The sequence below is a fragment of the Streptomyces sp. NBC_00259 genome (genome assembly GCF_036181745.1).
GTDB lineage: Bacteria > Actinomycetota > Actinomycetes > Streptomycetales > Streptomycetaceae > Streptomyces > Streptomyces pratisoli.
Map to the genome: position 1 here is coordinate 6,071,985 of NZ_CP108080.1, position 25,605 is coordinate 6,097,589.

The window sequence follows — 25,605 nt, forward strand, 5'->3', positions numbered from 1 at the left end:
CTGCTGTGAGCGAGCTCGACACCCGCATCGCCGTGATCGGCCTTGCGGTACGGCTCCCGGGCGCCGAGGACGTCGTCGACCTGACGGCACTGCTGGGCCGCGACGGGGTCGAGGTCGGCGAGGTCCCGCCGAGCCGGTGGGCCCGCGAGCTGTACCGGGGCGAGGGACCCCACCAGGGCACGCACCACCGCGGCGGCTTCCTGGTGGACCCGTTCTCCTTCGACCACGAGGCGTTCGGCATGACCGCCGAGGACGCCGTGCTCCTCGACCCCCAGCAGCGAGTGATGCTGGAGGTCGGCGCGCGGGCCCTGGAGGACTCCGGGTACCTGGGGGTGCGCCGTCGGCTCGACGCCGGCGTGTTCGTCGCCGCGCGCATGAACGCGTACGGATTCGACCAGGGCCGAGGCACGGTTCCGCCCGGCCCGGCGGGCCCCGTCGGCATACCCGGACCGGCCGCCCTGTGGGGGCGGTCGCAGAACTTCATGGCGGCCTGGCTGTCCGACCGCTTCGACCTGGCGGGCCCGAGCATGGTGGTCGACACCGCCTGCTCGTCCTCGCTGTCGGCGGTCTGGCTCGCCTGCCAGAGCCTCGCGGCCGGAACCTCCGAGCTCGCCCTGGTCGGCGCGGTCGACCTGCTGATCGACCCGCTGACGTTCGTCCTCCTGTCCCGCACCGGGGCGCTCTCCCCGGACGGGCTGTGCCACACCTTCGACAGCAGGGCCAACGGCTATGTGCCCGGGGAGGGAGCCGCCGCCCTGGTGCTGAAGCCGATGCCGGCGGCGCTGGCCGACGGAGATGTGATCCTCGGCGCCATCAGCGGGGTCGCCGTCAACAACGACGGCCGCACCATGGGTGTCACCACGCCGAACCTGGAAGCCCAGATCGACCTGCTGGGCAAGGCGTACAGGACCATCGACCCGGCGAGCGTCCAGTACGTCGAGGCGCACGGCACCGGCACCGCCATCGGCGATCCGATCGAAGTGCGCGCGCTCACCGAGGTGTTCGCCGCGCACGGCGTCGCCCGGAACTCCGTCGCGCTCGGTTCGATCAAGCGCCGGATCGGCCATCTGCACTCGGCGTCGGGACTCGCGGGACTCGCGAAGATCATCGTCGCGATGCGCGAGGGTACCGTCCCGGCCGTGGCGGTGGAGTCGCCCAACCCGCGCCTCAACCTCGCGGACAGTCCCTTCCACCTGCCCGGCACGCGCCTGCCCTGGCCGGACGCTCCAGTGCGCCGGGCCGCGGTGAGCGGATTCGGCTTCGGCGGCACCAACGCCCATGTGGTGGCCGAGGCCGCCCCCCGCACGGACAGCACCCTCGCCGGGTCGACAGCGCCCGGCGGGCGACCCGTGCCGGTCCATGTGCTGCCGCTGTCCGCCGACAGCCCGTACGCGCTGCGGGAACTGGCCGCCCAGTGGCTGGAGTTCCTGCCGACCCTGACGGACGGGCCCGGCGAACTCGGCGACGTCTGCGCCACGGCCCGCCTGGCCCGGCCGCACCGAACCGAGCGGCTGGCCGTCGTCGGGGCGGACGCGGCGCAACTGGCCACCGCCCTGCGCACCTGGCTCCTGTCGGCCGGCGCACAGGAGGCCGGTAGTGCCGGCGGTCCCCGCACCGCCGTGTCCGTACGTCCCGAGGCGACCGCCGTCCCGCCGGCATGGCTGACCGCCCTCGACCGCTCCGCACCGGCCGTTCACGAGGTCGTCGGCCTGTTCGAAGCAGCCACCGGTGCCCGACTGGACACGTTCTCGGGTGAGTTGCTCCGGATCGCGTCCGGGGTCGCCCTCGCGATCGCGCTGCGCGACCTCGGACTGCCCGAAGGTGCGGTGGACCTGCCCCCGGGGTGGGAGGCGGTCGGGGACTTCGTACGAGGACGCGTCCCACTGGAGCAGGCGCTGGCCGACGTCCTGCGGAGCGACAACGAACTCGTGCGCGACGCCCAGGACCCCGCCGCCGCCGACGGCCACGACGTCGGCGTACGGCTGGCCGAAGCCCGCGACGAGCGGGAGGTCGCCGTGGTGCTCGCCGCGATCGCCGCCGAGCTCTTCCAGGAGGGGCAGGACATCGACTGGGCGGCGTTCCAGCAGGCCACAGGCGTGTCGTGGAGCAAGCGCCTGCTGCCCTCCGCCCAACTGCGCGGCCGCGCCCTGAACCTGGCCGAGCCCCTGCGCTCGGCGGAACCCGGGACGCCCGCGGAGCTGGTGTCGGACGAGGGGACGGCCGGATACACGTTCTCCCGTGTGTTCGGTCCGGCCGAGGCACCCATCGCCCAGCACGCCGTGTACCGCACGCTCATGCTCCCGGGCGTGGCGTGGTTCGACTTCCTGCGCGAAGGTGCCGCACTGCGCGGCGAACCCTTCCACGGGGCCCGGGACATCCTCTTCCACCGCCCGCTCATCCCTTCCGGCGCTCACCGGGTCACCGGCCGGGTGGACGCGGAGAACCGGTTCAGGGTGGAGGACCCCGAGAGCGGGGAACTCTTCGTCACCGGCCGGCTCGCCACCGGGCGCCCGCCCGAGCCGCCGCTTCCGGTTCCCCTGGCCGCCCTGCTGGCCGACTGCGCCGGCTCCGCCGTGCACGCGGGCTCGGGCCTCTACCGGTGGTTGCGGCGGATCGGCTACCACCACGGCCGCTACTACCGGAACATCTCCTGGGTGGCGAGCCTGCCGGACGGCGGCACCCTCGCCCGTATCGAGGGCGCCCGGCAGCGGGAGATGAACCCGCCCGGCGTGCAGCTGTTCCCCGGGCTGCTGGACAGCGTGACCGTCGCGGCGATCGATCCGGCCAATCCCGTGTTCGGCGCGGCGGACGCGTCCGCGTTCATCCCGCTCTCGGTGGGCCGACTGGACGTCCTCGGACCGCTGGACGACGCCGCCTACGTGCGGACGGAGATCGCCTTCTGGAACGACGAAGCCTGCCGGGTCACCCAGACCGTGACCGATGCGGCGGGGACACCGCTGCTGGTCTTCGGCGACATGGCGTCCAAGCGGGTTCCCGTCCAGGCGTTCAGCGCGGAGGAGACGCCTGCTCCGGTGGTGCCGGTCGAGCCCGTTGCGCCGGTCGTGCCGCCTGGGCCTGTTGCGCCTGTTGCGCCTGTTGCACCGGTCGAGCCGGTCAATCCGGTCGAGCCGGTTGCCCCGGTCGTGCCGCCCGCGCCTGTCGCGGCGCTGCCGTCGGAGCCGACGTCGCTCACGCCGACGCCACCTCGTCCCGCGGCACCGTCGGCGCCCGCCGTCTCGCGGTCCGCGCGGGCGCTCACCTGGTTCCTGGCGTTGACGGGTACCTCGGAGGAGCACATCGATACGGAGTTCCTGTCCGCCGGGTTCGACTCGGTGGGCCTGGTGACACTGAGCGAGCGCATCTCCCAGGAGCACGGCCTGTCCCTCTACCCGACGGTCTTCTTCGAGTATCCGACCCCCCGGCAGTTCGCCGACTTCCTCGTGGAGGAGGCACCGGCGCTCGTCGACACGCTGGCGGCCCCGGCCGCCCAGTCATCAGAGGTCGCCCCGACATCCGAGGCGGCCCCGGCCGTGGCGGAAGCGCCCGCACCGGTGGCGCGGACAACCGTCACGCCACGAACGCCCGAGGCCGAACTCCCTGCCGAGCCCCCCGCGGCCGCTCCGGCATCACGGCCGCGCGACATCGCCGTCGTGGGTGCGGCGGTCAAGCTGCCCACCGCGGGCAACCTGACCGCCTTCGCCGAGCTGCTCGCCGAAGGCCGGGACACGGTCCGCCCGCTGCCCGAAGGGCGTTGGGACACGGCGGCCGGGCCGGTCCCGTACGCCTCGTTCCTGGACAGCGTGGACGAGTTCGACCCGGCTCCGTTCCGGATCTCGGCCCGCGAAGCCCCCTTGATCGATCCGCAGGCACGGATCGTGTACGAGACGATCTGGGAGGCCCTGGAGGACGGCGGCCGGATCGGCAGACGGGCCGACGGCGCCACCACCGGTCTGTGGATCGCGTACAGCCACGACCACTACCACGAGGAGCGGGTGCGCCACGGCGTACCCGACGGGCGTGGCCTCGGGCTCGAGGCGATGATCGCGAACCGGCTGTCGTTCCTGATGGACTGGCACGGCCCGAGCGGACTGGTCAACACCCTCTGCTCGTCGTCTCTGGTCGCCATCCACTCGGCACTCCAGCACCTGCGCACCGGTGACATCGACACGGCCGTCATCGGGGCCGTGCACGCCGGCATCAGCCCGGAGTACTTCCGGTCGATGGGTGACCTGATGGCCCTGTCGCCCCGGCACCGCAGCCGTGCGTTCGACCACACCGCGGACGGTTTCGTCCCGGGAGAGGGAGCCGTGGCCGTGGTGCTGCGACGGTACGACGACGCCCGACGGGACGGTGACCGGATCCGGGGTGTCATCAAGGGAGCCGCCGTCAACCACGGCGGACGCACCACCCGCTACTCCGCACCCAGCCCGCGCGCCCAAGCGGCCGTCATTTCCGCGGCGTTGGGTGATGCGGGGGTGTCGGTGGAGTCGATCGGGTTGGTGGAGGCTCATGGGACGGGGACGTCTTTGGGTGATCCGATCGAGGTGGAGGGGTTGACGCGTGCGTGGCGTGGGGTGACGGGTCGGTCGCAGTTTTGTGCGATTGGTTCGTTGAAGGGGAATGTGGGGCATTTGGAGCCGGCTGCGGGGTTGGCGGGGCTGGTGAAGGTGTTGTTGGCGTTGGAGCATGGGGTGGTTCCGCCGTCGTTGCATGTGGTGCGGCCGAATGATCACATCAGGTTCGAGGAGACGCCGTTCTATCTGGCGGATCGTGTGGTGGCGTGGCCGCGGGGTGAGGAGCCTCGGCGTGCTGCGGTGAGTGCGTTCGGCATGGGTGGGGTGAATGCTCATGTGATCGTGGAGGAGCCGCCTGTACTGCCGGTGCGGGAGACGTTGGCGCAGGACTCGCATGTGGTGCGGGTGAGTGCGGCGGACGAGACCGCGCTACGGGCCCTTGCCGGAGCGTATGCGGATGCTCTGGGCGGTGGGTCCGGGGACGAGCTGGGCGACTTCGCGTTCACGGCGAACACCGGTCGTGCCGGGCATCGTTACGGCGTGGCGGTGCAGGGGGCTGACGCTCGTGAACTCGCCGCCGGTTTGAGGGAGGTTGCCGCAGGCCGGGTCTCTGGGTCCCGACGGGGCGGTACTCCCGCGCCGACCGCGTTCATGTTTACGGGTCAGGGTTCGCAGTATCTGGGTATGGGCCGTGGTTTGTATGCGGTGGAGCCGGTGTTCCGGGCGGCGTTGGACGAGTGTGCCGATCTGTTGGCGGGGCATGTGGATGTGCCGTTGCTGGAGTTGTTGTTCGGTGATGTGCCGGGTCGGTTGGACCGGACGGGGTATGCGCAGCCTGCGATCGTGAGTGTTCAGGTGGGTCTGGTGCGCTGGCTGGAGTCGGTGGGGGTTCGTCCGGATGCTGTGGTGGGTCACAGTCTGGGTGAGCTGACGGCGGCGTGGGTGGCCGGTGTGGTGGACCTGGCGGATCTGTTGCGTTTGACGGCGGTGCGTGGGCGGTTGATGGAGTCGCAGCCGGGTGAGGGTGCGATGGCGGTGGTTCATGCGGATGCCGAGGCTGTCCTTGCTGCCATCGCGGGTCATCCCGGTGTGGAGATCGCTGCGTTCAACGCGCCTCGCGTGGTGACGATCACGGGCCTGGCGGATGCCGTATCCCGGTTCTGTCGGGACTCTGGTCTGCGGTCGCAGTCTCTGGTGGTCAGTCATGCGTTTCATTCGGCGGCGATGGAGGGTGCGATCGCGCCGTTCGTCGAGGCCGTCGCTGACACGGCACGCTCGGCGCCGGTGATTCCGTTCGCGTCGACCGTGACCGGCGCCTGGCACACCCCCCGGACGGCCACCGACCCGGGTTACTGGGGCCGGGCCATTCGTGAGCCGGTGCGCTTCAGTCAGGCCGTGGCCGCGCTCGGAGGGATCGGTGCGGGTTCGGTGTGGGAGATCGGCTCTCATCCCCAACTGACCTCGCTTGCCAAGGCGTCGTGGGGCGAGACGCAGCCGGCATGGCTCAGCACCCTGCGGCGGGATCGGACCGATCAGGTCGAGTTGCACGCGGCCGTCGCCGCGTATGTCAACCAGACCTCCGCCGATCTGGACTGGGCCGGTCTGCACCAGGGCAAGGGCCGGCGCACCACCACCATCCCCACCTACCCCTTCAACCGACAGCGGTTCTGGATCTCCTCCGGCCCGCACGAGACCACGTCGAACCAGAAGAACGAGACGAAGAGGCACCAGAACCATGGCTAGCGAATACGGACTCAAGCGACACTTCAACGGCGACGCGGCACGCCTGATCGGCGACAGGATCCGGGCCGTCCACCCCGAGTTCGACGTGGAGGGCTACGCGACCGAGGTCGAGTCGCGCATTCCCGGCAAAGAACTGAAGGACCGCGTCCTCGTCCTGGCCGAGGGTCTGCGCACCCGCCTGCCCGCCGGGTACACCGACGCCGTACCGATCCTCCTCACCATCCTCGGCGACGAACTCGCCGAAGGAGAGGGCATGTTCAACTCCAGCTGGTTCCTCATGCCGGTCGCGCGATTCGTGGAGGAGTACGGCCTCGACCACCCCGACCTGTCGCTGGACGCCATCGAGGAGATCACCAAGCGGCACACGGGCGAGTACGCGATCCGGCCCTACCTCGAACAGCACTACGCGCCGACGATGGAGCGCGTCGCCCTGTGGGCACAGAGCCCGAGCCACAACGTGCGGCGCCTGGCGAGCGAGGGCGTCCGCTCCCGCCTGCCGTGGGCCCGGGTCCTGCCCGTGTTCGTCAAGGACCCCCGGCCGGTCCTGGAGATCCTCGAACCACTGCGCAGCGACCCCTCGGAGTACGTGCGCAAGTCCGTCGCCAACAACCTGAACGACATCTCCAAGGACGCCCCCGACCTCGCGCTCACGACGGCGCTGCGGTGGCTGGAGGAGAGCCCGACCCCTGAGACCAACTGGATCGTCAAGCACGGGCTGCGCACTCTGGTGAAGAAGGGCGATCAGCAGGCCCTCGCCATCCTCGGGGCCACGGGCGGCGAGCATGTCCGCGTACCCCGGCTGAGCGTCACCCCCCGGTCGGTGACCATCGGGGACACCCTCGTCATCAGCTTCGACATCGAGAACACCGACGAGCGGACGCACAGCATCGCGATCGACTACGTCGTGCACCACGTGCGCAAGAACGGGCGCAGCATCCCCAAGGTCTTCAAGCTGACCACCCTCGAACTCGGCCCCGGAGCACGGCGGTCCCTGGAGAAGACCCACACGATCAAGGAGGTGCAGACCCGCCGGTACTACGCGGGTGAGCACACCGTCGACATCCAGGTGAACGGTCTCGTCCAGGCCACCGAGCGATTCGACCTGCACACATGAGCGGCGTCAGAGCGGTTCTCAGCGCTGCCGATCCGCTGGTCTCCGACCACCGGATCGGCGGCATCCCGGTCTTACCCGCCGCCGCGCAGATCGACGCCATGCTGTCCGCCTGCGACGCCCGACGCCCCGACTGCCGGTGGACCCTGGAGCAGGTCGCCTTCCGGGTGCCGCTGCTGGTGGTGGGGCCCGAGGCGGAGCTCGAGGTCCACACGGCCGAGGACGGCGACTGCGCGGTCCGTTCCGTACGCCGGCCCGAGGACGGCTTACCGGTCGTGCACAGCACCGCCCGGGTGTCCGGCAGCCCGTTGCCGCCGCCCGGCTATGTCGATGTGGCCGCGCTGCGGGCCGGGTGCACGGAGCACGTGCCGCTGGCGGACGTGGGCGCGTGGCGCGAGGCGAGCGGGATCGCGTACGGGCCGGCGTACCAGGTGATCCGGTCGGCGCATCGGGGCCCGGGCCGCATGCTGCTGATGCTCCGGGCCGGCGACGACGCGAACGCGGCGTCGGCACCTGCCTTCGTACCGCCGGCACTGCTCGACAGCGTCTTTCAGGCGCTCGGGATGCTCGACGGGGGTGCTGCCGGGGCGTGCCTGCCCTGGTACGTCGGCCGGCTGGTGGCCCGCCGCAGGATCTCCGGCACGGTGATCGCCCTGGTCGAGCGGGACGAGCCGGGCGAGGCCGGGGGCAAGGGCGGTGCCGTACGGGGACGGGCCACGGTCTGCAATCAGCAGGGGGAGGTCCTGCTGGAACTGGACCGCATCACCCTCAAGGCCGCCAAGCCCGTCGCGTCCACGGTGTCCGAGGCGCCCGTGGTGTCCGCTGAGTCCACCACCACGGTCGCTGCGGCGCCCGCGCCCGCTCCCGCCGACGCCGAACAGGGGCTGCCTGCGGTCCCGTTGATGGAGACCGTCGTCTGGCGGAAGACTGAAGTCGCTCCCGCGCACCCGGCCGCGCCCGAGGGGCCCGTGCTGATCGTGTCCCCGCACGACCTCCGTCCACCGACAGGTCGGCACGGCGCACACATGACGCCGGCGCAGCTCCTGGACGGGGGCCTCGACAGGTTGCCGGCCGACGCCGCCTTCCGGGACGTCGTGTACGTGGCGCCGCGCGGGCTGAGCGGCGAGGCGCAGGTGACGGAGGCCCTGCAGGGGGTCTTCGCGCTGGTGCGCCGACTCGCGGCGCGCCCGCCGATGGCCGACCTGCTGATCGTCACCTCCGCCGCACACCAGGTGGCGCCGGAGGATGTCGTCGACCCGTTCATGACCGCCCTGTGGGGCCTCGGCCGCACGCTGCGCGTCGAGCATCCCCGCACCAGGGTCCGCCTGGTCGACCTCGGCCCCGGGAACGAGACCGGCCCCGACGACCATGACGTCGCCGCCTTGTGGGAGGCGCTCGGCCAGGACCGGCCGGAACTCGCCCGGCGCGACGACATCTGGTACGAGCCCTCCGTGCAGCCGCAGCACACGAGCACCACCGACCCGGTGCGATACGACGGCGGCCGCTTCCTGATCACCGGCGGCATGGGCGGCATCGGCCTGCGCGTCGCGGAGTTCCTCGCGGACGCGGGCTGCGCCCATCTGACCCTGGTCGGGCGGACCGTGCCGGACCAGGGAGAGGCCCGGGACCGCCTCGATCGGCTCGGAGCGCGCTGCGACCTGACGGTCGTGGCGGCGGACGTCCGTTCACTTCGCGAGGAGCTGGCCGGCGCCGCACGCTTCGACGGGGTGTTCCACGCCGCCGGCGTCCTGCGCGACGGACTGGCGCGCAGCCTGACGCAGGAGCAGGTGGACACCGTTCTCGGGCCCAAGGTCGGCGGCGTACACGCGCTCACCGACCTGGTGTCCGGGCACGAACAGTCGGGCTTCGTCGCCCTGTTCTCCTCGGTCGCGGCCGTACGGGCGAACCTCGGCCAGAGCGCCTACGCCGCGGCCAACGCCTACCTGGACGGCTACGCCGCCCGTCAACGTGCCGCAGGCCGCAGCTGGTACAGCCTCGGCTGGGGCCTGTGGACCGTCGGGATGGGCGAGTCCATCGCCCCGAAGGCCGCCGCGCACGGCATCCCGGCCCTTACCGCGGACGACGGCATCGACCTGCTCCGCACGGCCCTCGGCCGGCCTCCCGCGCATTACGTACTGTCCGCCGCCGTGAAAGCGAAGGATGCACCCATGACTGCTGTCACACCGGAATCCGGGCTGTGGCCGTCCCTCACCCACGCGCTCATGAAGGTCCTGCATCTCGACGGCGTGTCCGCCGAGGACGATCTGCTGGAGCTGGGCCTCGACTCGATGATGGCGGTCGAGCTGGCGGCGTCGCTGACCGCCGACGGGCTCGACATCGACCCCATGGTGTTCTTCGAGCGCACCAACGTCGGCGCGCTGCTGGCTCATCTCGAATCGCTGCCGCGCACCGCTCCTGTCGGTGCCCCCGCTCCGGCCGCCGCCCCCGCCCCCGCCCCCGCTGCCGCTCCCGTCCCGACGCCCGCGCCCGTCCCGGCCGCCGCTCCTCGGACGCCTGCGGCACCTCCGGCCCGTGCGTCGCACATCTCGGTGCCGCCGCAGCGGCCGGCCGTGGCGGTGGAACGGCCGTCGGCCGCCACGGCCCCGGGCACCGCCGACTCCTTCGTCCCCGACTGGGACCGCTTCAGGGACGTGGCGCCCACCGTGGCGCCCGCCCCGGCGGCCCCGCCGGTGTCGCCGCCCCGTGCCCCGTTCCCGACCGCGACCCCGGCTCCGTTGTCCTCGGCCCCGTTGTCCCCGGCTCCCGCCCCGGCGGCCGACCGCGTACCGCGGCGGACCCTGCCGGGCCGGCTGGCCGACGCCCCCCACGGCAGGTTCCTCGACCGGCGCATCGACGCCCTGTCGACGGAGGACCGCCTGATCGTCGCCAAGGACGAGTACTTCTACGAGCCCGTCATCGAGGAGGCCACGGGTCCCCGGATCAAGTTCGACGGCCGCTGGTTCCTCAACTTCGCCTCCTACAGCTACCTCGGACTCATCGGGCACGACTACATCGACGACCAGGTCCTGCGCGCCGTGGAGCGGCACGGGACCGGCGCGCACGGGGTACGGCTGCTGGCGGGCACGCTGCACCTGCACCGGGAGCTGGAGTTGGCGCTCGCCCGCTTCCTGGGCACCGAGGACGCCATCGTCTTCTCCAGCGGCTACATGGCGAACGTGGCGACGGTCGGCGCTCTCGTCGGCCCCGGCGACGTCGTCATCGGCGACGTCTACAACCACGCCAGCATCCTGGACGGGTACCGGCTGTCCGGTGCGTCCGTCATCACCTACGCCCACAACGACCTCGCCGATCTGGAACGCGCCCTGCGCAAGGCGGGTGACGCGGGCCGCCTGGTCGTCACCGACGCCGTCTTCAGCATGGACGGCGACGTGGCCGATCTGCCCGGCATCGTCGAGCTGTGCGAGCGCTACGACGCCCCGCTGATGGTCGACGAGGCACACAGCCTGGGTGTCCTCGGTGCCACGGGCCGCGGCATCACCGAGCACTTCGGCATCGATCCGGCACGGGTCGACGTCAAGATGGGCACGCTCTCCAAGACGGTGCCGAGCGCGGGTGGTTACGTCGCCGGGTCCAGCGACCTGATCTTCGCGCTGAAGAACAACGCGCGGGGCTGGATGTTCTCCGCGGCGGCGACTCCCGCCCAGGTGGCGGCGGCCAAGGCGGCGATCGAGGTGATGGAGGCCGCCCCGTCCCTCACCGGGGACCTGCGGACGAGGACGACCCGCTACCGCGAGCAGCTCCGCGCCCTGGGCTTCGACACGCTGGCCAGTGAGACACCGGTGGTGCCCATCATCTGCACCAGTGCCGAGCAGGCGGGGGCGATGGCCCGGCTGTGCCAGCAGGACGGGCTCTTCGTGCAGCCGATCGTCTACCCGGCCGTGCCGCGGACGCTGCCCCGGCTGCGGACCATCGTCAACCTCAGCCACTCCGACGCCGATCTGGACGCGGCCGTCGTGACGCTGGAGAAAGCCGGCCGCGTCTGCGGCCTGATCCGCTGAGCACCGATCCGACGGAGCGGTCCACAGGACCGGACACCACCGTGCGCCGACCATCGCATGGCAACCAAGGGGGGAACCGACCATGACCGACATCGACACCACGGCGTTCTTCGGAGCGATTCTGAAGACCATCGCCTCGACCCGTAACCACGGCACCGACCAGGACGCGTACGCGTCCGGCGTGGTGGAGCCGACCGCGCGGATCCGCGCGGTCGAGAAAGAGGTCGGTGACCGGCGACTGACGCCCACCGAGGCCGAGGAGGTGCTCGGTCTCCTGGGGACGACACTGCGCACCAAGCGCACGCCGGACGAGGAGCGCGAGTACTACCTCCAGTACATCGAGAAGGTCTCCGGGATCAGCCGGGCCTCGCTGGGCGTGTCCGGCTGGTGAGCACCTCCCGTCTCGCGTGGTACAGCCACGAGATCTGTTTCTGGCACGACCCCGGTCCCGGATCGGGGTACGTGCCGGTCGGGCCGGGCGTCGAGCCGTTGCGCCAGTTCGCGGTCGACCCGGACCTTCGCCGTGCCGAGGGGCTGGCCAAGGCGTCGGGTGTGACGGACCGGTTCACCGCCCTCACCCCGACGCCGGCCTCCGACGAGGACCTGCTCCTCGTGCACGTCCCCGACCACATCGAGCGGGTCGAGGCGGCCTCGGCGGCCGGCGCGGGCGATGCCGGGGTGTACGCGTACGTCAACTACCACAGCGCGCAGGCCGCGAGGCTCGCCGTCGGGGCCTGTGTGCAGGCCGCCACGGGAGTTCTGGACGGCCGCTTCGACCGCGCCTACTGCCTGGTGAGGCCGCCGGGCCATCACGCGGAGCCGGACCGGGCGATGGCGCTGTGCCTCTACAACAACCTGGCGGTGGCCGCCCGTGCGGCGCAGCGCCAGGGGGCGCGCCGCGTGCTGATCCTGGACTGGGACGTGCACCACGGCAACGGCATCCAGCGGACCTTCTACGAGGACCCCGACGTGCTGTACATCTCGGTGCACCAGGAAGGGCTGTTCCCCGCGGCGTCCGGTCGCGTTCTGGAGACCGGCGCGGGCGCGGGGGCGGGCAGCACCCTCAATGTGCCGCTGCCCGCCGGCTCGGGCCACGGCGCCTATCTCGCGGTGATGGACCGGATCGTGGAGCCGGCGGCCCGCGCGTTCGGCCCCGATCTGATCCTGGTGGCGGCGGGCGTCGACGCGAGCGGCCACGATCCGATGGGCCGGATGCTCTGCACCAGCCGCACCTTCCACTCGATGACGTCGACGATGTGCCGGCTCGCGGACGAACTGACGGGCGGCAGGATCGTCTTCGCCCACGAGGGCGGCTACTCGGCGTGGTACCAGCCGATGCTGGTGCTGGGCACGGCCAGTGCGATCGCCGGTCTGCCGGCCCCTCAGGACCCGTTCCTGCACTCGCTCGAGCACCTTCCGGGCCAGCGCCTCCAACGTCACCAGGACCGGGTGATCGCCCACCTGGAGGACCATCACCCGCTGCTCGCCGGCTCGGCACCCCCGGCACCCGCGGCCGGTCCGTCCGCGGTGGCCGGGCGGTCCGCGCCCGGGACCGGGGTGCCGACATGAGCGGCTGGTGGATGACGGTGGGGAGCGGCGCGCGCCGGATGGCCGGCACCCGCCCGGGGCCGCGGCCTCGCGCCCGGTTCCGGGTCGTGGCACTCCCGCACGCCGGTGGGTGGCCCTCCGCGTTCCGCTCCTGGTGGCAGGTGCTGCCCGAGGACGTGGAGTGCGTCGTCGCCCAGCTGCCCGGCCGGGGCGCGCGCATCAACGAGCCCCTGGTGGCCCGCGTCGAGCCGCTGGTCGACGCCCTCGTCCGGGACCTGTCGGAGCTGGAGCCCCTGCCGTACGCGGTCATCGGGCACAGCTTCGGCAGCGTGCTCGGGTACGAGCTCACCCGGGCGATGGAGCGCAACGGTCTGCCTCCCACCCTGCTGGCGGTGTCCGCGCGTCAGCCGCCGTGCTTCCCCAGTGAGCCGCCGTTCGCGCATCTCAGGAGCGACGCGGAGCTGCTGGAGCATCTGACGGACATGGGCGGGATGTCTCCCGGGCTGGTGGACCGTGCCGACCTGGTCCGGTCCTCGCTCCGCGCGATCCGCGCCGACCTGGAGGCGATGGAGACCTACCGGCGGCCGCCGTTCGGTACCGGCGTCCCCATCCTGGCGCTCGGCGCGGTGGACGACCCGGTCGTCATCGACGAGCGGATGCACCTGTGGTCGCTGGAGACGTCGGGCGGCTTCAGCCGGCAGACGTTCACGGGCGGTCACTTCTACCTCTACACACCCGCCAACGCGGCAGCCGTCGCCGCCCGCCTGGTCCCTGGCCTCGACCACCCCAGGTCGGAGCCGCCCCTCCCGCAACCCCTCGTCCGATGACCGTCATCGGGCTCCGATGTGCACCATCCTGAAAGGAAACACATGAGTACCACCGCCGATACCACCTCGCAGGCAGGACCTCGTGAGTGGTTGGGCCTGGCCGTGCTGGCGCTGCCGACCTTGCTGCTGTCCATCGATGTGAGCGTGCTGCACCTGGCCGTACCGCACATCAGCGAAGGCCTGAACCCCTCCGCCGCCCAGATGCTGTGGATCATCGACATCTACGGCTTCCTCATCGCCGGCTTCCTGGTGACCATGGGCACCCTGGGCGACCGGATCGGCCGCCGGAAGCTGCTGCTGATCGGCGCCGCCGCGTTCGGCCTCGCCTCGCTCGGCGCTGTCTTCGCCGACGGCCCGGCCGCGCTGATAGCGGCGCGGGCCGCGATGGGCATCGCCGGAGCCACGCTGATGCCCTCGACCCTCGCCCTGATCATCAACATGTTCAGCGACGCGCGGCAGCGCGGCGTGGCGATCGCGGTCTGGGTCACCATGTTCTCCGTGGGCATCGCGCTCGGCCCGGTGGTCGGTGGCGCCATGCTGGAGTACTTCTGGTGGGGTTCGGTCTTCCTGCTCGGCGTGCCCATCATGGGCGTGCTGCTGGTGGCGGGCCCGATCCTGCTGCCGGAGTACCGCGACGAGGAGGCCGGCCGGCTCGACCTGACGAGCGTGGCCCTGTCGCTCGCCACGATCCTCCCGGTGATCTACGGACTGAAGGAGATCGCCAACGACGGGGTCGACCCGGTCCCGCTCGCGGCGATCGTCGTCGGCCTGGTCGTCGGCGTGCTGTTCGTCCGTCGTCAGCGCACACTGGAGAGCCCGCTGCTCGACCTCGGCCTCTTCGGCAACTCCACCTTCCGTACGGCCCTGGTGACGCTGCTGCTCAGCATGCTGGTGGCCGGCGGCACGTATCTGACGGTGACGCAGTACCTCCAGCTCGTCGGCGGACTGTCCCCGATGAAGGCCGGACTGTACCTGCTGCCGGCGGCCTTCGCGCTGATCGTGACGGCCGTGGTGTCCCCGATGGCGGCGAGCAGGATCCGTCCGGCGTACGTCGTCGCCGTCGGGCTCGCCGTGTCGGGCATCGGCCATGTGATGCTGAGCCTGGCCGACAGCTCGTCGGGCATCGCTCAGGTGGTGACGGGCTTCGCCTTCGTCTACGCCGGTGGTGGCCCGCTCATCGCCCTGGGCACGGACATCGTCGTCGGATCGGCCCAGCCCGAGCAGGCCGGGTCCGCCGCGGCCCTTTCGGAGACCAGCACCGAACTCGGCATGGCGCTCGGCGTCGCCCTGCTCGGCAGCCTCGGCGCCGCCGTGTACCGCGGCGGGGTGGACGTCCCGGAGGGAGTGGCGGCGAGCGCCGACGACACGCTCGCCGGAGCGGTCGAGGCGGCGCAGGGCCTGTCCTCGGACGTGGCGACCGTCCTGCTCGACTCCGCACGTGAGGCGTTCACCGACGGCATGAACGTCATCGGCGGCATCGGCGCGTTCGTCGCGCTCGCCTCCGCCGTGCTGGTGGCGGTGGTCATCAAGATTCCGGCCACCGGAGCGGGCGAGGACTCCGACGGTAGCGAGGGTTCGGCCGACGACGTCGTTCCCGCCGTCGGCGTGGAGGGCTAGCGCGCCGCGCCGTCCCCGCCGGGACGGGCCGGACCGGCCGCCGGTGTGCGGCCCGTGTCATGCGACGCGGGCCGCACCGGTCACACCGAGGCGCCGGGCAGATCCTGGTAGGCGTCCGCGTACGCCCCCGTGGGGGCGATGGGCGTGATGACGTCGATCAGCACGCCGTCGGGGGCGGCCACGATGAAGTGGCGCTGACCGAACGATTCGCTGCGCAGGGGGAGTTCGGTCTTCAGGCCGGCGCCCGTCACGAGGCGCGCGTACTCGGCGTCGACGTCGGCCACCTCGAAGTTGAGGAGCAGGCCCTGGGCCGGCCGGCGGAAGGCTTCCGGCACGGTCTCGTGCTCGGCGGCGACGAGGGCGAGCTCGTAGTGCGGCGGCTCGGGCCGCCGCAGGCTGACGTACCAGTCGCACGCGAAGGTCGTCTCGAATCCGAACAGCGTGCTGTAGAACGCCACGGACTCACCGAGCCGCTCGGTGCAGAGTACGGGATAGAAGCTGGTCAGGGCAGAGGGCGTCATCACGGCACCGTTCTGGGGCGGGTATGCGGTCGTCGTGTCTCAACGAGGCATGCGCCCCCGCGTCACGTCCGCCGGATCGAAGGCAGGTCGACATGACAGCGGTGCGCGCGGCGGGCGAGGTCCGCGTATGGGCGGTGCGGCAGGCGCCCCCGTGGCGGGAGGACCTCTCGCTCTCCCTGCTGGACGCGGAGGAACAGGCCAGGGCGGCATCCTTCACCCGCCGGCGCGACCGGTCGATGTACCTCGCCGCGCATGTGGGGCTGCGGCTGCTGCTGGGTGACCGGCTCGGCGTCCATCCGCGGGACCTTCGGTTCGGCCGTGACCGTTGCGGGCACTGCGCCGGGCCGCACGGGCGGCCGGTGCTCCTCGACGGCCCCGGCGGCCTGCACTTCTCCCTCTCCCACTGCGCCGGCATCACGCTCGTCGGCGTCGCCGACGTGCTCGTCGGGGTCGACGTGGAGCGGCTGCCCGGCCGTCGGACGGTCGAACTGTGCCTGTCGCGGCTGCATCCGCGCGAGCGGGAGGAGCTGCTCCGGGTTCCCTGGGCCGAACGCCCCCTGGAGTTCTGCCGGTTGTGGACGCGCAAGGAGGCGTACCTGAAGGCCCTGGGGACCGGGCTCAGCCGGGGGCTGGACCGGGACTACCTGGGAGCGGGGGGAGAGGGGAGGCCCGCGGGCTGGCGCGTCGTCAACCTGTCGTGTGGCCCGCAGGACCGCACGCACGCCGCGGCGCTGGCCGTTCCACGGTGGGTGCGGGTGCCCACCGGACCGGGCGAGCTGAACTGGTCGGCGTACGGCCATGTCCTGGGCGGTGTCGGCTCGTTGGAGGAGAGGGGCCCATGTTGACATGCCATCGGTATGTCATTAGGTTCAGTTCACATACCGTTGGTACGTGAGTGGAGATGGCACCCCATGCTGACCAGCTTCTGTCCGGTGATCTGCACCTCGCGGCTGGGGGAGTCCCGCAGCTTCTACAACAGACTGTTCGGCTTCACCGCCACGTACACGACCCAGTGGTACGCCGGTCTCAGCCGGCCCGGGGGGCGACAGCACGAACTCGCCCTGCTCGACCACGCCCACCCGGCACTGCCGGAGGCGCTCCTGCGGCCGGTGCGCGCGGTGCGGCTCACCCTCGCGGTGGACGACACGGCAGAGGAGTGGGACCGGATCGCCGCTCTCGCGGCGGCAGAGTGCCCGGACCGGGGGCACCTCGTCATCACCGACCCCAACGGGGTCCGGATCGATGTCGTCGCGCCGGTCTGAGCGCCGGAGCCTCAGGGCCGCACGCCGCAGGCGGACGTCGCGTCGGGCCGAGGGCCGGAGCTCGCGGCCCGGCTCCCCGGCCCTCGCCGCGCCCGCCCGGCGCGCGCGTGCGCTCACTTCGCCCGCAGCGCCTCCAGCATCCGCGCCAGCGCCTGCCGGGTGTCCTCGGGATCGGAGGAGTCCTCCGACGTCGCCAGCCACAACGCCGCCTCGTTCATCGCCCCCGACAGCAGATGCGCGAGCGGCGCGACCGGCTGTGCGGGGATGGTGCCCTCATGGATCAGGACGGTGAGAGCCTCGGCCAGGTGGCGGCCGGAGGTGGCCTCGTTCATCGCCCGCCAGTCCCGCCAGCCGAGCACCGCCGGCCCGTCGACGAGCATGATGCGCTGGATCGCGGGGTCGGTGGAGGCGCTGAGGAACGCCTGGCAGCCGTGGGTGAACTGGTCCCAGGTGTCCTCCTGGGCGTCCGCCGTCGCCGCGATGTGCGCGGCGACCTCCTGCTGCACCTGCTCCAGGACGGCCCGGAACAGTGCGGCCTTGCTGTCGAAGTGGTGGTACAACGCGCCTTTGGTCACTCCGGCGGCCCCGACGATCTCCGACAGACCTACGGACGCGTAACCCACCTTGGAGAAGAGCCGTCGGCTCTCCCGCAGCAAGGTGTGCCGCGTCTGCTCCCGCTGCTGTGCGCGAACCCCGTTCGTCATCGTTGCGTCCCCCGTCTTCGGCCTCTTGAAGCCATGCGCACACGGTACTTCGCCGCTGGAGGCACGAGCGACCCGTAAGGGGAGGCCGGGCGCCTCCACCCGCCGTCGTGCCTGCCGGCTGCCCGACCCTGCCACGCCCGGGTGCCGGCCGGGTCGAGCCCGGTACTCCGCGGGGGTGCCGTCGCGCTGCGGCCCCGATCGGGCGCGGCTAATCTGGCGCTGCCCCTTTCATGCCCTTTCGCCCCTTCAGGTCGTCGGGAGTCTCATGGTCGTGTCCCAGTCCGTCGTCACGCCGCCCTCCAGGGCCGCGGTCTTCCTGGTGGCCACCGTGGCACCCGGTGGTGAGGCCACCGTGCGCGACGGGATCGAGGACCTGGCGGGGCTGATCCGGTCCGTGGCGTTCCGGGCTCCCGACGACGGCCTCACCTGTGTCGTGGGCATCGGCTCGGAGGTATGGGACCGCCTCGTCGGCGGAGCGCGGCCGCGTGAGCTGCACCCCTTCCAGCCGCTGCGGGGCCCTCGTCACCGGGCGCCCGCCACACCGGGGGATCTGCTCTTCCACGTGCGGGCCCGGCGCATGGATCTCTGTTTCGAACTGGCCAGGCTGATCGTGGACCAGCTCGGCACCGCGGTGACCGTCGTCGACGAGGTGCACGGCTTCAAGTACTTCGACGAGCGCGACCTCCTCGGATTCGTCGACGGCAGCGAGAACCCCGAGGGCGTGACGGCCGACGGGGCGGTGTTCATCGGCGACGAGGACCCGGACTTCCTGGGCGGCAGCTACGTGATCGTGCAGAAGTACGTGCACGACATGGCGGCCTGGACCTCGCTGACCGTCGAGGAGCAGGAGCACGTCATCGGACGCACCAAGTCGGCCAACGTCGAGCTGTCCGACGACGTCAAGCCGGCCGACTCGCACGTCGCGCTCAACACGATCGTCGACGACGACGGCGCCGAGCAGAAGATCGTTCGGGAGAACATGCCGTTCGGTGAGGTCGGCCGCGGCGAGTTCGGCACCTACTTCATCGGCTACGCGCGCACGCCCGCGGTGACCGAACGGATGCTGCGCAACATGTTCATCGGCGATCCACCCGGGACCACGGACCGCATCCTCGACTTCTCCACGGCCGTGACCGGCGGCCTCTTCTTCGTGCCGAGCGCCGATCTCCTCGACGACCTCCCCTCCCCGCCCCCCGATGCCGCCCGCCTCGGCGACCTTCCCGCGCCTCCTCCCGACGCCGTCCGGCTCGGAGACTCCCTGGGCATCGGCAGCCTGAAAGGAGCCCGGGTGCCATGACGACCCCCACCACGAACAACCTCCACCGCGAACTCGCCCCGATCACCCCTGCGGCCTGGGCCGAGATCGAGGAGGAGGCCCGCCGTACCTTCCGGCGCCATGTCGCGGGCCGTCGCGTCGTCGACGTCCCCGACCCGGCAGGCCCGGGGCTCGCCGCCGTCGACACCGGACACCTCTCCGACATCACCCCGCCCGCCACCGGGGTCACGGCGCGGCTGCGCGAGGCGAAACCGGTCGTCGAACTGCGGGTGCCGTTCACCGTCGACAGGTCCGCCGTCGACGATGTCGAGCGCGGCTCGAAGGACTCCGACTGGCAGCCCGTGAAGGACGCGGCGCGCACCATGGCGTACGTCGAAGACCGGACCATCTTCGACGGGTACGGTGCGGCGGGCGTCGACGGACTGCGCGCACGGTCGTCGAACCCGGTGCTGAGACTGCCCGAGGAGCCGCGGGACTACCCCGACGCGGTCAGCCGGGCTCTGACGTCGCTGCGGCTGGCCGGCGTCGACGGCCCGTACGAGCTGCTGCTCGGCGCCGACGAGTACCGGGCGGTCAGCGAGACCTCCGACCACGGCTATCCGATCGCGGCCCATCTGGCCCGGATGCTGGACGGCGCCCCGATCTGGGCCCCGGCCCTCACCGGTGGCTTCGTCCTGTCCACTCGCGGCGGCGACTTCGAACTGCACCTCGGCCAGGACGTGGCGATCGGCTACACCGGGCACGACGCGAGCGGTATCGAGCTGTACTTCCACGAGACGCTGACGTTCCTGACGTACACGGACGAGGCCGTCGTCGTACTGGAAACCTGAGACCTCACCGAACCGGCCGAGGCATCACACGCGAGGCGCCATGAACCACTGGCTGGTGCTGTCCGCCGTCCCCCGGCTCGCGGGCGCGACGGTCCTCGGAGCGGCGATCGGCACGCTCGTCGCCTTCCTGGCCCACCCGCTGCTGGGAATCCTCGCCGGGATCGCCGCGGCGGAGACGCTCTTCGTCGTCACCGGGTGGTTCGCCCTGTGGCCCATGGACGCCGCCGCCACCCTTCGCAACGTCCGGCGCGAGGAGTTCCGGCCCGTTCTCGAAGAACTCGCGGTCGTCGGGACCGCCGTGTGCGGACTGGTCGGCATCGTGGTGCTGCTCCTGGTCGGCCACTCGGACCTGAGCCACGCCGCGGCCGCGACAGCGTTCTGCGGCGTGTCCATGGCCTGGGCCGCCCTCCACCTGATGTACGCCACCCGCTACGCGTTCCTGTTCTATCTGCCGCCCCGGGGCGGGATCGACTTCAACACCGACGATCCGCCTCAGTACAGCGACTTCCTGTACTTCAGCTACAACCTCGGAATGACCTATCAGGTCTCCGACACCGACGTGTCGAGCCCCGCGATCCGTGCGATCGCCCTCCGCCACTGCCTGCTGTCCTACGTCTTCGGCGCCGGCATCCTGGCCACCACCATCAACCTCGTCACCGGGATCGTCACGGGCTGACCGGCGAGCACGGCATCAGCACCTCGGCCCGCGCGCAACGGAGTGCATCGCTGGAGTGTCGGGCCGTGTGCGACGGCCCGCACCGCCCGCTGACATACCTTTGGCTCCCTGCCTCCTGTTCCGGCGGCCCCCGCCGCACAGCGACGAAAGGGCCGGGATGAACGGCAATCCGCTCTACTCCTCGATCGCACTCGCCGTGGCGTCGGCGCTCATGCTGCCGGTGCCGGTGGCGATGCTGTCCGGCTGGACACCGCCGTGGACGCGGAAGCGGCAGGCGGGCATGCGACTTCGCGCCTACGGTCTCCTGTGCCTCTACGCCCTGATGCCCCTCAACGGCATTCCCCGTATCGCCGGAGCCTCCGACGAGACGGTCACGGCCTGTATGAACCTGGGCTTCGTCTTCCCCGCCGCCGCAGCGGCCCTCTTCCTGCTCGCGGAACGCAAGGACTCAGGCGCCCGGGCCGCCGGTCACACTGAGCCGCGTGAGGGCTGAGACCGGCGGATTCGCGGTGGAGATCTCCTCCACCGCCGGGTTTCCGCCCCACCGGGCGCGTGCGGGGACCTCCTCACCCTTCATCAGGAACGAGTCCGGGGCGAGCACCGCGCCGTCGCCCATGGTCACGCCGTAATGCACATGGGCGCCGACGCCGAGGGTGCAGCCGGTGCCGAGTGAGCTGTAGTCCGACTTGAAGGTGCCGTCCTCCTGGGAGTGGCACTGGATCTTGCTTCCCGCGTTGAGCGTGCAGTCGTCGCCGATGGTGGTGAGGGTCCGCTCCGTCAGATAGCAGCCGTCGTCGAACACCCTGCGGCCGATCCGGACTCCCAGGAGCCGCCAGATCACGTTCTTGAACGGAGTGCCGTTGAAGATCTCGAGGTACTCGTCGGGGACCTTCCAGAGGCGCTCGTGCCACCAGAAGTACGGCTCGTAGATGGAGCACAGCTGCGGTCGGAGCGCGCGGAAGGCCGCGATGCACCGCTCCACCACGACGTAGTAGAGGGCGGAGAAGGCGAGCGCCGTCGCCAGGTACAGGGCGATCGCCACCGGCCCGAAGATGCCGTAGAGGTCGACGGTGACGAGGCCGATCACGGTGAGCAGGAACACGTACAGCCAGCGCAGGAACAGGAAGCCCGTCATCGAGCGGATGTTGTAGCGGTTCTTCGCCGACAGGTTGCGGCGCAGTTCGTCCCCGGTCCTGAAGTGGTCGAAGCGGGAGTCGCGCTCGACCGACCTCGGTATCTCGAAGCAGGGCGAGCCGAGCAGCCCCACTCCCTCACGCACCTCTCCGTCCAGCGGGATCATCACCTTCGTGGCGAGGAGGCAGTTCTCGCCCGTCCTGGCCCCGGCGGGGTAGGCGATGTTGTTCCCGAGGAAGTTGTGCGCCCCGATCGATGTCCGGGAGACGCGGAAGGAGGTGCTGGAGTAGTCCGCGTTCAGGATCGACAGGCCGTCGGCGATCATCGTCCCGCTGCCGATGGTGCTCAGATACGGGCTCTCGTGCTGCAGTTCGGAGCCAAAGTTCGATCCGGTCTGCTCGACCCGGCACAGGTCGTATCCGAGGCCGCGCAGGTAGTGGACGATGTAGGAGCTGTCCCCGAACAGCCAGGCGAAGAACTTGACGTTGGTCATGCGTGCGATCGTGCGATGCACCGAGTAGTGCAGTCCGTAGAGCGGATAGACCTTGTCCGGTTCGACGACCAGGTTCAGCAGCCGGGGAACGGTGTACAGCACGGCCATGCCCAGGACGACGGCTCCGAAGAAGAACACCGCGGACACGAGCAGCGCGTGGACGTAGATGCCGGCCGACGTGAGATCCGCCGGGCCCGGAGCCAGCATCGTTCCGACCACCGGCAGCCGGGTCAGGACCGCGTAGGCGATGCCGATGGTCAGCGGCATGTACAGGAGGAACGTCTGGAGGACGGTGGTGAGGCCGTAGCCGACCCGGCGCCATGTGCCGCACGCCGTCGGTTCGACCCGTACGTAGTCGATCTGGGTGGGCTGCGCCGGGGAGCCGTGCCACCGCTCACCGCTCGGCACCGACTGTCCGCTGTACAGCGCGGAGGTGTGGCCGAGTTGCGAGCCGTCACCCATCGAGGTGTCGATGTCGAGCACGGTCTTCTCGCCGATGAAGGCGTCCTGTCCGATGGTGATCCGGCCGGTCTGGATACGTCCGGCGTGCGCCCGGTAGCAGAGGAGGAACGCGTCCTTGCGGATCACCGTGCCGGAGCCGATGGTGAGCAGGTCGGTGCAGACCGGCACGCTGTGGGTGAGGATCGTGACCCCCTTGCCGATGCGCGCGCCCAGTGCCCGCAGATACAGCACGAAGATCGGGTTGCCGGAGAAGAAGACCATCGGGTTCGCGTGGATGAGCGCCTTGACGGTCCAGAAGCGCAGATAGGTCAGACCCCACACCGGGAACTCGCGGGGTTTCCAGCGGCCGATGAGGATCCACTTGGCCGCGATCGGGAACACGCACATGGCCAGCAGGCCGGCGCTGCCGAAGACGGCGGAGCGGACGTAGAGGTCGACCGGGCCCGTGCCTTCGGCGACCCATTCGTAGCCCCGCACGGCGATCAGTCCGGCGACGAAGGAGTAGCCGAGGAATATCAGGAGCTGTGCCACGCCGCACAGGACGTACCGCAGTGTGCCGGCGGGTATCGCCACCTCGGATGCCTCCAGCACCGGCACCCCTTCGGGGACCGGCGCTGCGGCGGGGGAGGGGGCCGCGTCCGCCAGCGCCGTGGCCAGGCGCCCGAGCGTCGGGTGCTGGTAGATGTCCTTCATCGACACCGACGGCAGGTCGTCCCGCTTCCTGACCCGGGCGCAGAACTGCGCCATGACCAGCGAATTGGCTCCGAGGTCGTCGAAGAAGTGGCTGTCGGGCGACACCTGCTCGACGCCGATGACATCGGCCAGAACCTCGGCGAGACCCGTCCCGGTGTCCGTCACCGGACCGGCGTCGCCGCGCCGGGAGAGCCCCGGTTCCTCGGGCTCGGGCGTCAAGACCTCGACGGACTTCTCCACCATGCGAGCTCCTTGCGGATACGTCGGCCCCCTTGGCCGACGCCGGGGCCCGCGCCGGCACCGACAAGGGCCGGAGCCGGCACCCCGGGAAGCCACGAGGTTGTGCGCTCTCTCCTGGTCACAGGAGACGGACTGTCAGTGTCAGCCGCCCCCTGGCGGGGTGCCACCGGAACCGACCCGCCGGCACGGCGCGGCCGTCGCGTGGGCCCGTACGTACCCGTGCCGGCCTGCTCCGCTCCGGGTGGCGGAGGCACTCCGCCGAACGAGTGAGGCGCCCCGTCCCGCCCCTTCGGCACCGACGGGCCGGGCGGTCACCGGCCGCCGCCAGGGGCCGGCTGCCGGGCGCCGGTGGACCGACGCCCTAGGCTGCACCCGGCACAGGCCTCGACCCAGGAGCGCGCATCATGTCCGACCCCGTCCGGAAGCACCCGTACCCCGACGCGCTGCGAGCGGACCAGGCACCCGAGCCGCACGCACTGCTCGCACCGGTGACCGGGCTCCTCGGCACCTGGGTGGGCCGGGGCCGCGGCGAGTATCCGACGCTCGCCGAGGAGTTCGCGTACGCGCAGGAGGTCACGTTCAGTCATGACGGGCGGCCGTTCCTCCACTACGAGGCCCGCGCCTGGCTCCTCGACGCGGACGGAAACCCGCTGCGGCCGTCGGCCCGGGAGAGCGGCTGGTGGCGGCTGCAGCCCGACGGGCGCGTGGAAGCACTGATCACGCAGCCCACGGGCATCGCGGAGATCTCGGTCGGCCGTGCGGGCGACGGCACGGTCGACCTCACCACCCATCAGGTGGCCCTCGCGCCCACCGCCAAGGAGGTCGACGCCACCCACCGCCGCTACACCCTGGCGGACGAGGACACGCTCGACTTCGTCCACGATCTCGCGGCGGTCGGGCAGCCGCTGCAGCATCACCTGTCGGCCCGGCTCCGACGCGGGGACTGAGGCCGGGGCGCGCGGTCGGCTCAGTCCTGCCGGTCCACCCGCTCCGGCGCCGGGCCGGCGTCCCCGTACTCGTCGTGCCAGTTCCACCATGCGTACGGCGGGGTACGGGGATAGCCCGCGGGCGAGTCCTCCCATTCCTCCTGCCGCCCGAGGGCCGTCATGTCGAGGTAGCTCCAGGTGCTCCCCAACGCCTCGTCACCCCGGGCGTTGATGAAGTACGTACGGAAGACGCTGTCGCCGTCGCGGATGAACGCGTTGGTGCCGTGCCACTCGTCCACACCGAAGTCGGTGTCGAACGCGTCGGTGATCGTGTACCAGGGAATCGTCCAGCCCATCCGCGCCTTCACGCGCTCGATCTCCGGCTGCGGTGCGCGTGAGGCGAAGACGAGGGTGGTGTCGCGGGCGTTCAGATGGGCCAGGTGGCCGACGTGGTCGGCCACCATGGAGCAGCCGCGGCAGGCGTGGTCGGGCCAGCCGGACACACCGGGCTCGAAGAAGGCGCGGTAGACGATCAGCTGACGGCGGCCCGCGAAGAGGTCGAGCAGACTCACCCTGCCCTCGGGCCCGTCGAAGGTGTACGCCTTCTCCACCGCCAGCCAGGGCATCCGCCGCCGCTTGGCGGCCAGGGCGTCCCTGGCGCGGGTGAGCTTCTTCTCCTCCACGAGCAGCTGTTGGCGCGCGGCCTCCCACTCCCGCGGTGAAACGACCGGAGGCGTGTTCATCGTCATGGTCACCTTCCACTTCGGTCCTCGCTCGTGCGCCGGGCCGGGGCGACGAGCCGGGCGGCGCCCGGCAGCCCCCTGCGTCCAGGGTCGGGCGCCATCGGCACGGGCGCACGTCGATGCGCGTCGTGACACCGTGCTGTACCGCCCCCGTGTCGTGCCTGCTGCCGCCGAACGGGCCGAGGTCGTCGGACCGGTCGAACGTGGTCGGACCCTTTGTGTCCGTATGCGACGCCTGGGCCGGAGCGGAGCCCCGCGGGGACCCG

The 25,605-nt window shown here is 71.3% G+C and carries 18 protein-coding genes; 14 read left to right on the plus strand and 4 right to left on the minus strand.

The features are described 5' to 3' along the window. Positions 1 to 5 precede the first annotated feature (5 nt). From OG766_RS27385 to OG766_RS27415, 7 genes are all read left to right on the plus strand, one after another. Complete coding sequence (locus tag OG766_RS27385; protein WP_328726406.1) at positions 6 to 6,257, plus strand: polyketide synthase; 6,252 nt, start codon at positions 6 to 8, stop codon at positions 6,255 to 6,257. Next, complete coding sequence (locus tag OG766_RS27390; RefSeq protein WP_328726407.1) at positions 6,250 to 7,371, plus strand: DNA alkylation repair protein; 1,122 nt, start codon at positions 6,250 to 6,252, stop codon at positions 7,369 to 7,371. Before OG766_RS27385 ends, OG766_RS27390 begins: the two co-directional genes overlap by 8 nt. Then, positions 7,368 to 11,387, plus strand: a complete 4,020-nt coding sequence (locus OG766_RS27395) for a bifunctional SDR family oxidoreductase/pyridoxal phosphate-dependent aminotransferase family protein (RefSeq protein WP_328726408.1) — start codon at positions 7,368 to 7,370, stop codon at positions 11,385 to 11,387. The genes OG766_RS27390 and OG766_RS27395 overlap by 4 nt, the downstream gene beginning before the upstream one ends. 82 nt (positions 11,388 to 11,469) lie before the next feature. Continuing rightward, on the plus strand, positions 11,470 to 11,778 hold the full coding sequence (locus tag OG766_RS27400) for a hypothetical protein (RefSeq protein WP_266387903.1): 309 nt from the start codon (positions 11,470 to 11,472) through the stop codon (positions 11,776 to 11,778). Beyond that, positions 11,775 to 12,956 carry a class II histone deacetylase gene (locus OG766_RS27405; protein WP_266387900.1) on the plus strand — a complete coding sequence of 394 codons (1,182 nt, stop codon included), beginning with the start codon at positions 11,775 to 11,777 and terminating at the stop codon, positions 12,954 to 12,956. The genes OG766_RS27400 and OG766_RS27405 overlap by 4 nt, the downstream gene beginning before the upstream one ends. Beyond that, positions 12,953 to 13,762 carry a thioesterase II family protein gene (locus tag OG766_RS27410; RefSeq protein WP_266387898.1) on the plus strand — a complete coding sequence of 270 codons (810 nt, stop codon included), beginning with the start codon at positions 12,953 to 12,955 and terminating at the stop codon, positions 13,760 to 13,762. The genes OG766_RS27405 and OG766_RS27410 overlap by 4 nt, the downstream gene beginning before the upstream one ends. Before the next feature lie 42 nt (positions 13,763 to 13,804). After that, complete coding sequence (locus OG766_RS27415) at positions 13,805 to 15,379, plus strand: MFS transporter (protein WP_328726409.1); 1,575 nt, start codon at positions 13,805 to 13,807, stop codon at positions 15,377 to 15,379. Between the two features lie 80 nt (positions 15,380 to 15,459). Here OG766_RS27415 and OG766_RS27420 read toward each other — a convergent pair whose 3' ends face one another. Next, positions 15,460 to 15,900, minus strand: a complete 441-nt coding sequence (locus OG766_RS27420) for a VOC family protein (RefSeq protein ID WP_328726410.1) — start codon at positions 15,898 to 15,900, stop codon at positions 15,460 to 15,462. A gap of 92 nt (positions 15,901 to 15,992) precedes the next feature. Here OG766_RS27420 and OG766_RS27425 point away from each other — a divergent pair, with 92 nt between their 5' ends. After that, on the plus strand, positions 15,993 to 16,745 hold the full coding sequence (locus OG766_RS27425; protein ID WP_328726411.1) for a 4'-phosphopantetheinyl transferase family protein: 753 nt from the start codon (positions 15,993 to 15,995) through the stop codon (positions 16,743 to 16,745). A 66-nt stretch (positions 16,746 to 16,811) separates the two neighbouring features. Beyond that, complete coding sequence (locus tag OG766_RS27430; RefSeq protein ID WP_328726412.1) at positions 16,812 to 17,162, plus strand: VOC family protein; 351 nt, start codon at positions 16,812 to 16,814, stop codon at positions 17,160 to 17,162. 113 nt (positions 17,163 to 17,275) lie between these two features. On the opposite strand, the gene OG766_RS27435 is transcribed toward OG766_RS27430, so the two are convergent. Beyond that, the gene (locus OG766_RS27435) at positions 17,276 to 17,866 is read right to left on the minus strand and encodes a TetR/AcrR family transcriptional regulator (RefSeq protein WP_266387889.1); all 591 of its coding nucleotides are present in this window, start codon (positions 17,864 to 17,866) and stop codon (positions 17,276 to 17,278) included. Positions 17,867 to 18,131: 265 nt separating this feature from the next. On the opposite strand from OG766_RS27435, the gene OG766_RS27440 reads away from it, so the two are divergent. From OG766_RS27440 to OG766_RS27455, 4 genes are all read left to right on the plus strand, one after another. Further along, positions 18,132 to 19,163 carry a Dyp-type peroxidase gene (locus tag OG766_RS27440; RefSeq protein WP_266387886.1) on the plus strand — a complete coding sequence of 344 codons (1,032 nt, stop codon included), beginning with the start codon at positions 18,132 to 18,134 and terminating at the stop codon, positions 19,161 to 19,163. Continuing rightward, complete coding sequence (locus OG766_RS27445) at positions 19,160 to 19,972, plus strand: family 1 encapsulin nanocompartment shell protein (RefSeq protein WP_328726413.1); 813 nt, start codon at positions 19,160 to 19,162, stop codon at positions 19,970 to 19,972. Before OG766_RS27440 ends, OG766_RS27445 begins: the two co-directional genes overlap by 4 nt. Before the next feature lie 40 nt (positions 19,973 to 20,012). Beyond that, a complete protein-coding gene (locus OG766_RS27450; RefSeq protein ID WP_266387882.1) occupies positions 20,013 to 20,648 on the plus strand; it encodes a DUF1345 domain-containing protein in 636 nt (211 codons plus the stop codon). Between the two features lie 157 nt (positions 20,649 to 20,805). After that, positions 20,806 to 21,141: a hypothetical protein gene (locus OG766_RS27455; RefSeq protein WP_266387880.1), complete on the plus strand. Its 336-nt coding sequence runs from the start codon at positions 20,806 to 20,808 to the stop codon at positions 21,139 to 21,141. Here the strand turns inward: OG766_RS27455 and OG766_RS27460 are convergent. Beyond that, positions 21,097 to 23,673, minus strand: a complete 2,577-nt coding sequence (locus OG766_RS27460) for a Pls/PosA family non-ribosomal peptide synthetase (RefSeq protein WP_328726414.1) — start codon at positions 23,671 to 23,673, stop codon at positions 21,097 to 21,099. The two genes, OG766_RS27455 and OG766_RS27460, sit on opposite strands and share 45 nt — an antisense overlap. Before the next feature lie 401 nt (positions 23,674 to 24,074). Here OG766_RS27460 and OG766_RS27465 point away from each other — a divergent pair, with 401 nt between their 5' ends. Next, positions 24,075 to 24,617 carry an FABP family protein gene (locus tag OG766_RS27465; protein ID WP_266387875.1) on the plus strand — a complete coding sequence of 181 codons (543 nt, stop codon included), beginning with the start codon at positions 24,075 to 24,077 and terminating at the stop codon, positions 24,615 to 24,617. 20 nt (positions 24,618 to 24,637) lie between these two features. Here OG766_RS27465 and OG766_RS27470 read toward each other — a convergent pair whose 3' ends face one another. Continuing rightward, positions 24,638 to 25,339 (minus strand): DUF899 domain-containing protein, encoded by a 702-nt coding sequence (locus OG766_RS27470; protein ID WP_266387872.1) that lies wholly within the window; start codon positions 25,337 to 25,339, stop codon positions 24,638 to 24,640. Positions 25,340 to 25,605: the final 266 nt, after the last annotated feature.

Excerpts from the sequence above, each read along its gene's own strand:
- OG766_RS27430 (WP_328726412.1), top strand. The coding sequence starts at position 16,812 with ATGCTGACCAGCTTCTGTCCGGTGATCTGCACCTCGCGGCTGGGGGAG.
- OG766_RS27440 (WP_266387886.1), top strand. The coding sequence starts at position 18,132 with ATGGTCGTGTCCCAGTCCGTCGTCACGCCGCCCTCCAGGGCCGCGGTC.
- OG766_RS27445 (WP_328726413.1), top strand. The coding sequence starts at position 19,160 with ATGACGACCCCCACCACGAACAACCTCCACCGCGAACTCGCCCCGATC.
- OG766_RS27410 (WP_266387898.1), top strand. The coding sequence starts at position 12,953 with ATGAGCGGCTGGTGGATGACGGTGGGGAGCGGCGCGCGCCGGATGGCC.
- OG766_RS27460 (WP_328726414.1), bottom strand. The coding sequence starts at position 23,673 with ATGGTGGAGAAGTCCGTCGAGGTCTTGACGCCCGAGCCCGAGGAACCG.
- OG766_RS27420 (WP_328726410.1), bottom strand. The coding sequence starts at position 15,900 with ATGACGCCCTCTGCCCTGACCAGCTTCTATCCCGTACTCTGCACCGAG.
- OG766_RS27390 (WP_328726407.1), top strand. The coding sequence starts at position 6,250 with ATGGCTAGCGAATACGGACTCAAGCGACACTTCAACGGCGACGCGGCA.
- OG766_RS27395 (WP_328726408.1), top strand. The coding sequence starts at position 7,368 with ATGAGCGGCGTCAGAGCGGTTCTCAGCGCTGCCGATCCGCTGGTCTCC.
- OG766_RS27435 (WP_266387889.1), bottom strand. The coding sequence starts at position 17,866 with ATGACGAACGGGGTTCGCGCACAGCAGCGGGAGCAGACGCGGCACACC.
- OG766_RS27425 (WP_328726411.1), top strand. The coding sequence starts at position 15,993 with ATGACAGCGGTGCGCGCGGCGGGCGAGGTCCGCGTATGGGCGGTGCGG.
- OG766_RS27450 (WP_266387882.1), top strand. The coding sequence starts at position 20,013 with ATGAACCACTGGCTGGTGCTGTCCGCCGTCCCCCGGCTCGCGGGCGCG.
- OG766_RS27400 (WP_266387903.1), top strand. The coding sequence starts at position 11,470 with ATGACCGACATCGACACCACGGCGTTCTTCGGAGCGATTCTGAAGACC.
- OG766_RS27465 (WP_266387875.1), top strand. The coding sequence starts at position 24,075 with ATGTCCGACCCCGTCCGGAAGCACCCGTACCCCGACGCGCTGCGAGCG.
- OG766_RS27470 (WP_266387872.1), bottom strand. The coding sequence starts at position 25,339 with ATGAACACGCCTCCGGTCGTTTCACCGCGGGAGTGGGAGGCCGCGCGC.
- OG766_RS27415 (WP_328726409.1), top strand. The coding sequence starts at position 13,805 with ATGAGTACCACCGCCGATACCACCTCGCAGGCAGGACCTCGTGAGTGG.
- OG766_RS27455 (WP_266387880.1), top strand. The coding sequence starts at position 20,806 with ATGAACGGCAATCCGCTCTACTCCTCGATCGCACTCGCCGTGGCGTCG.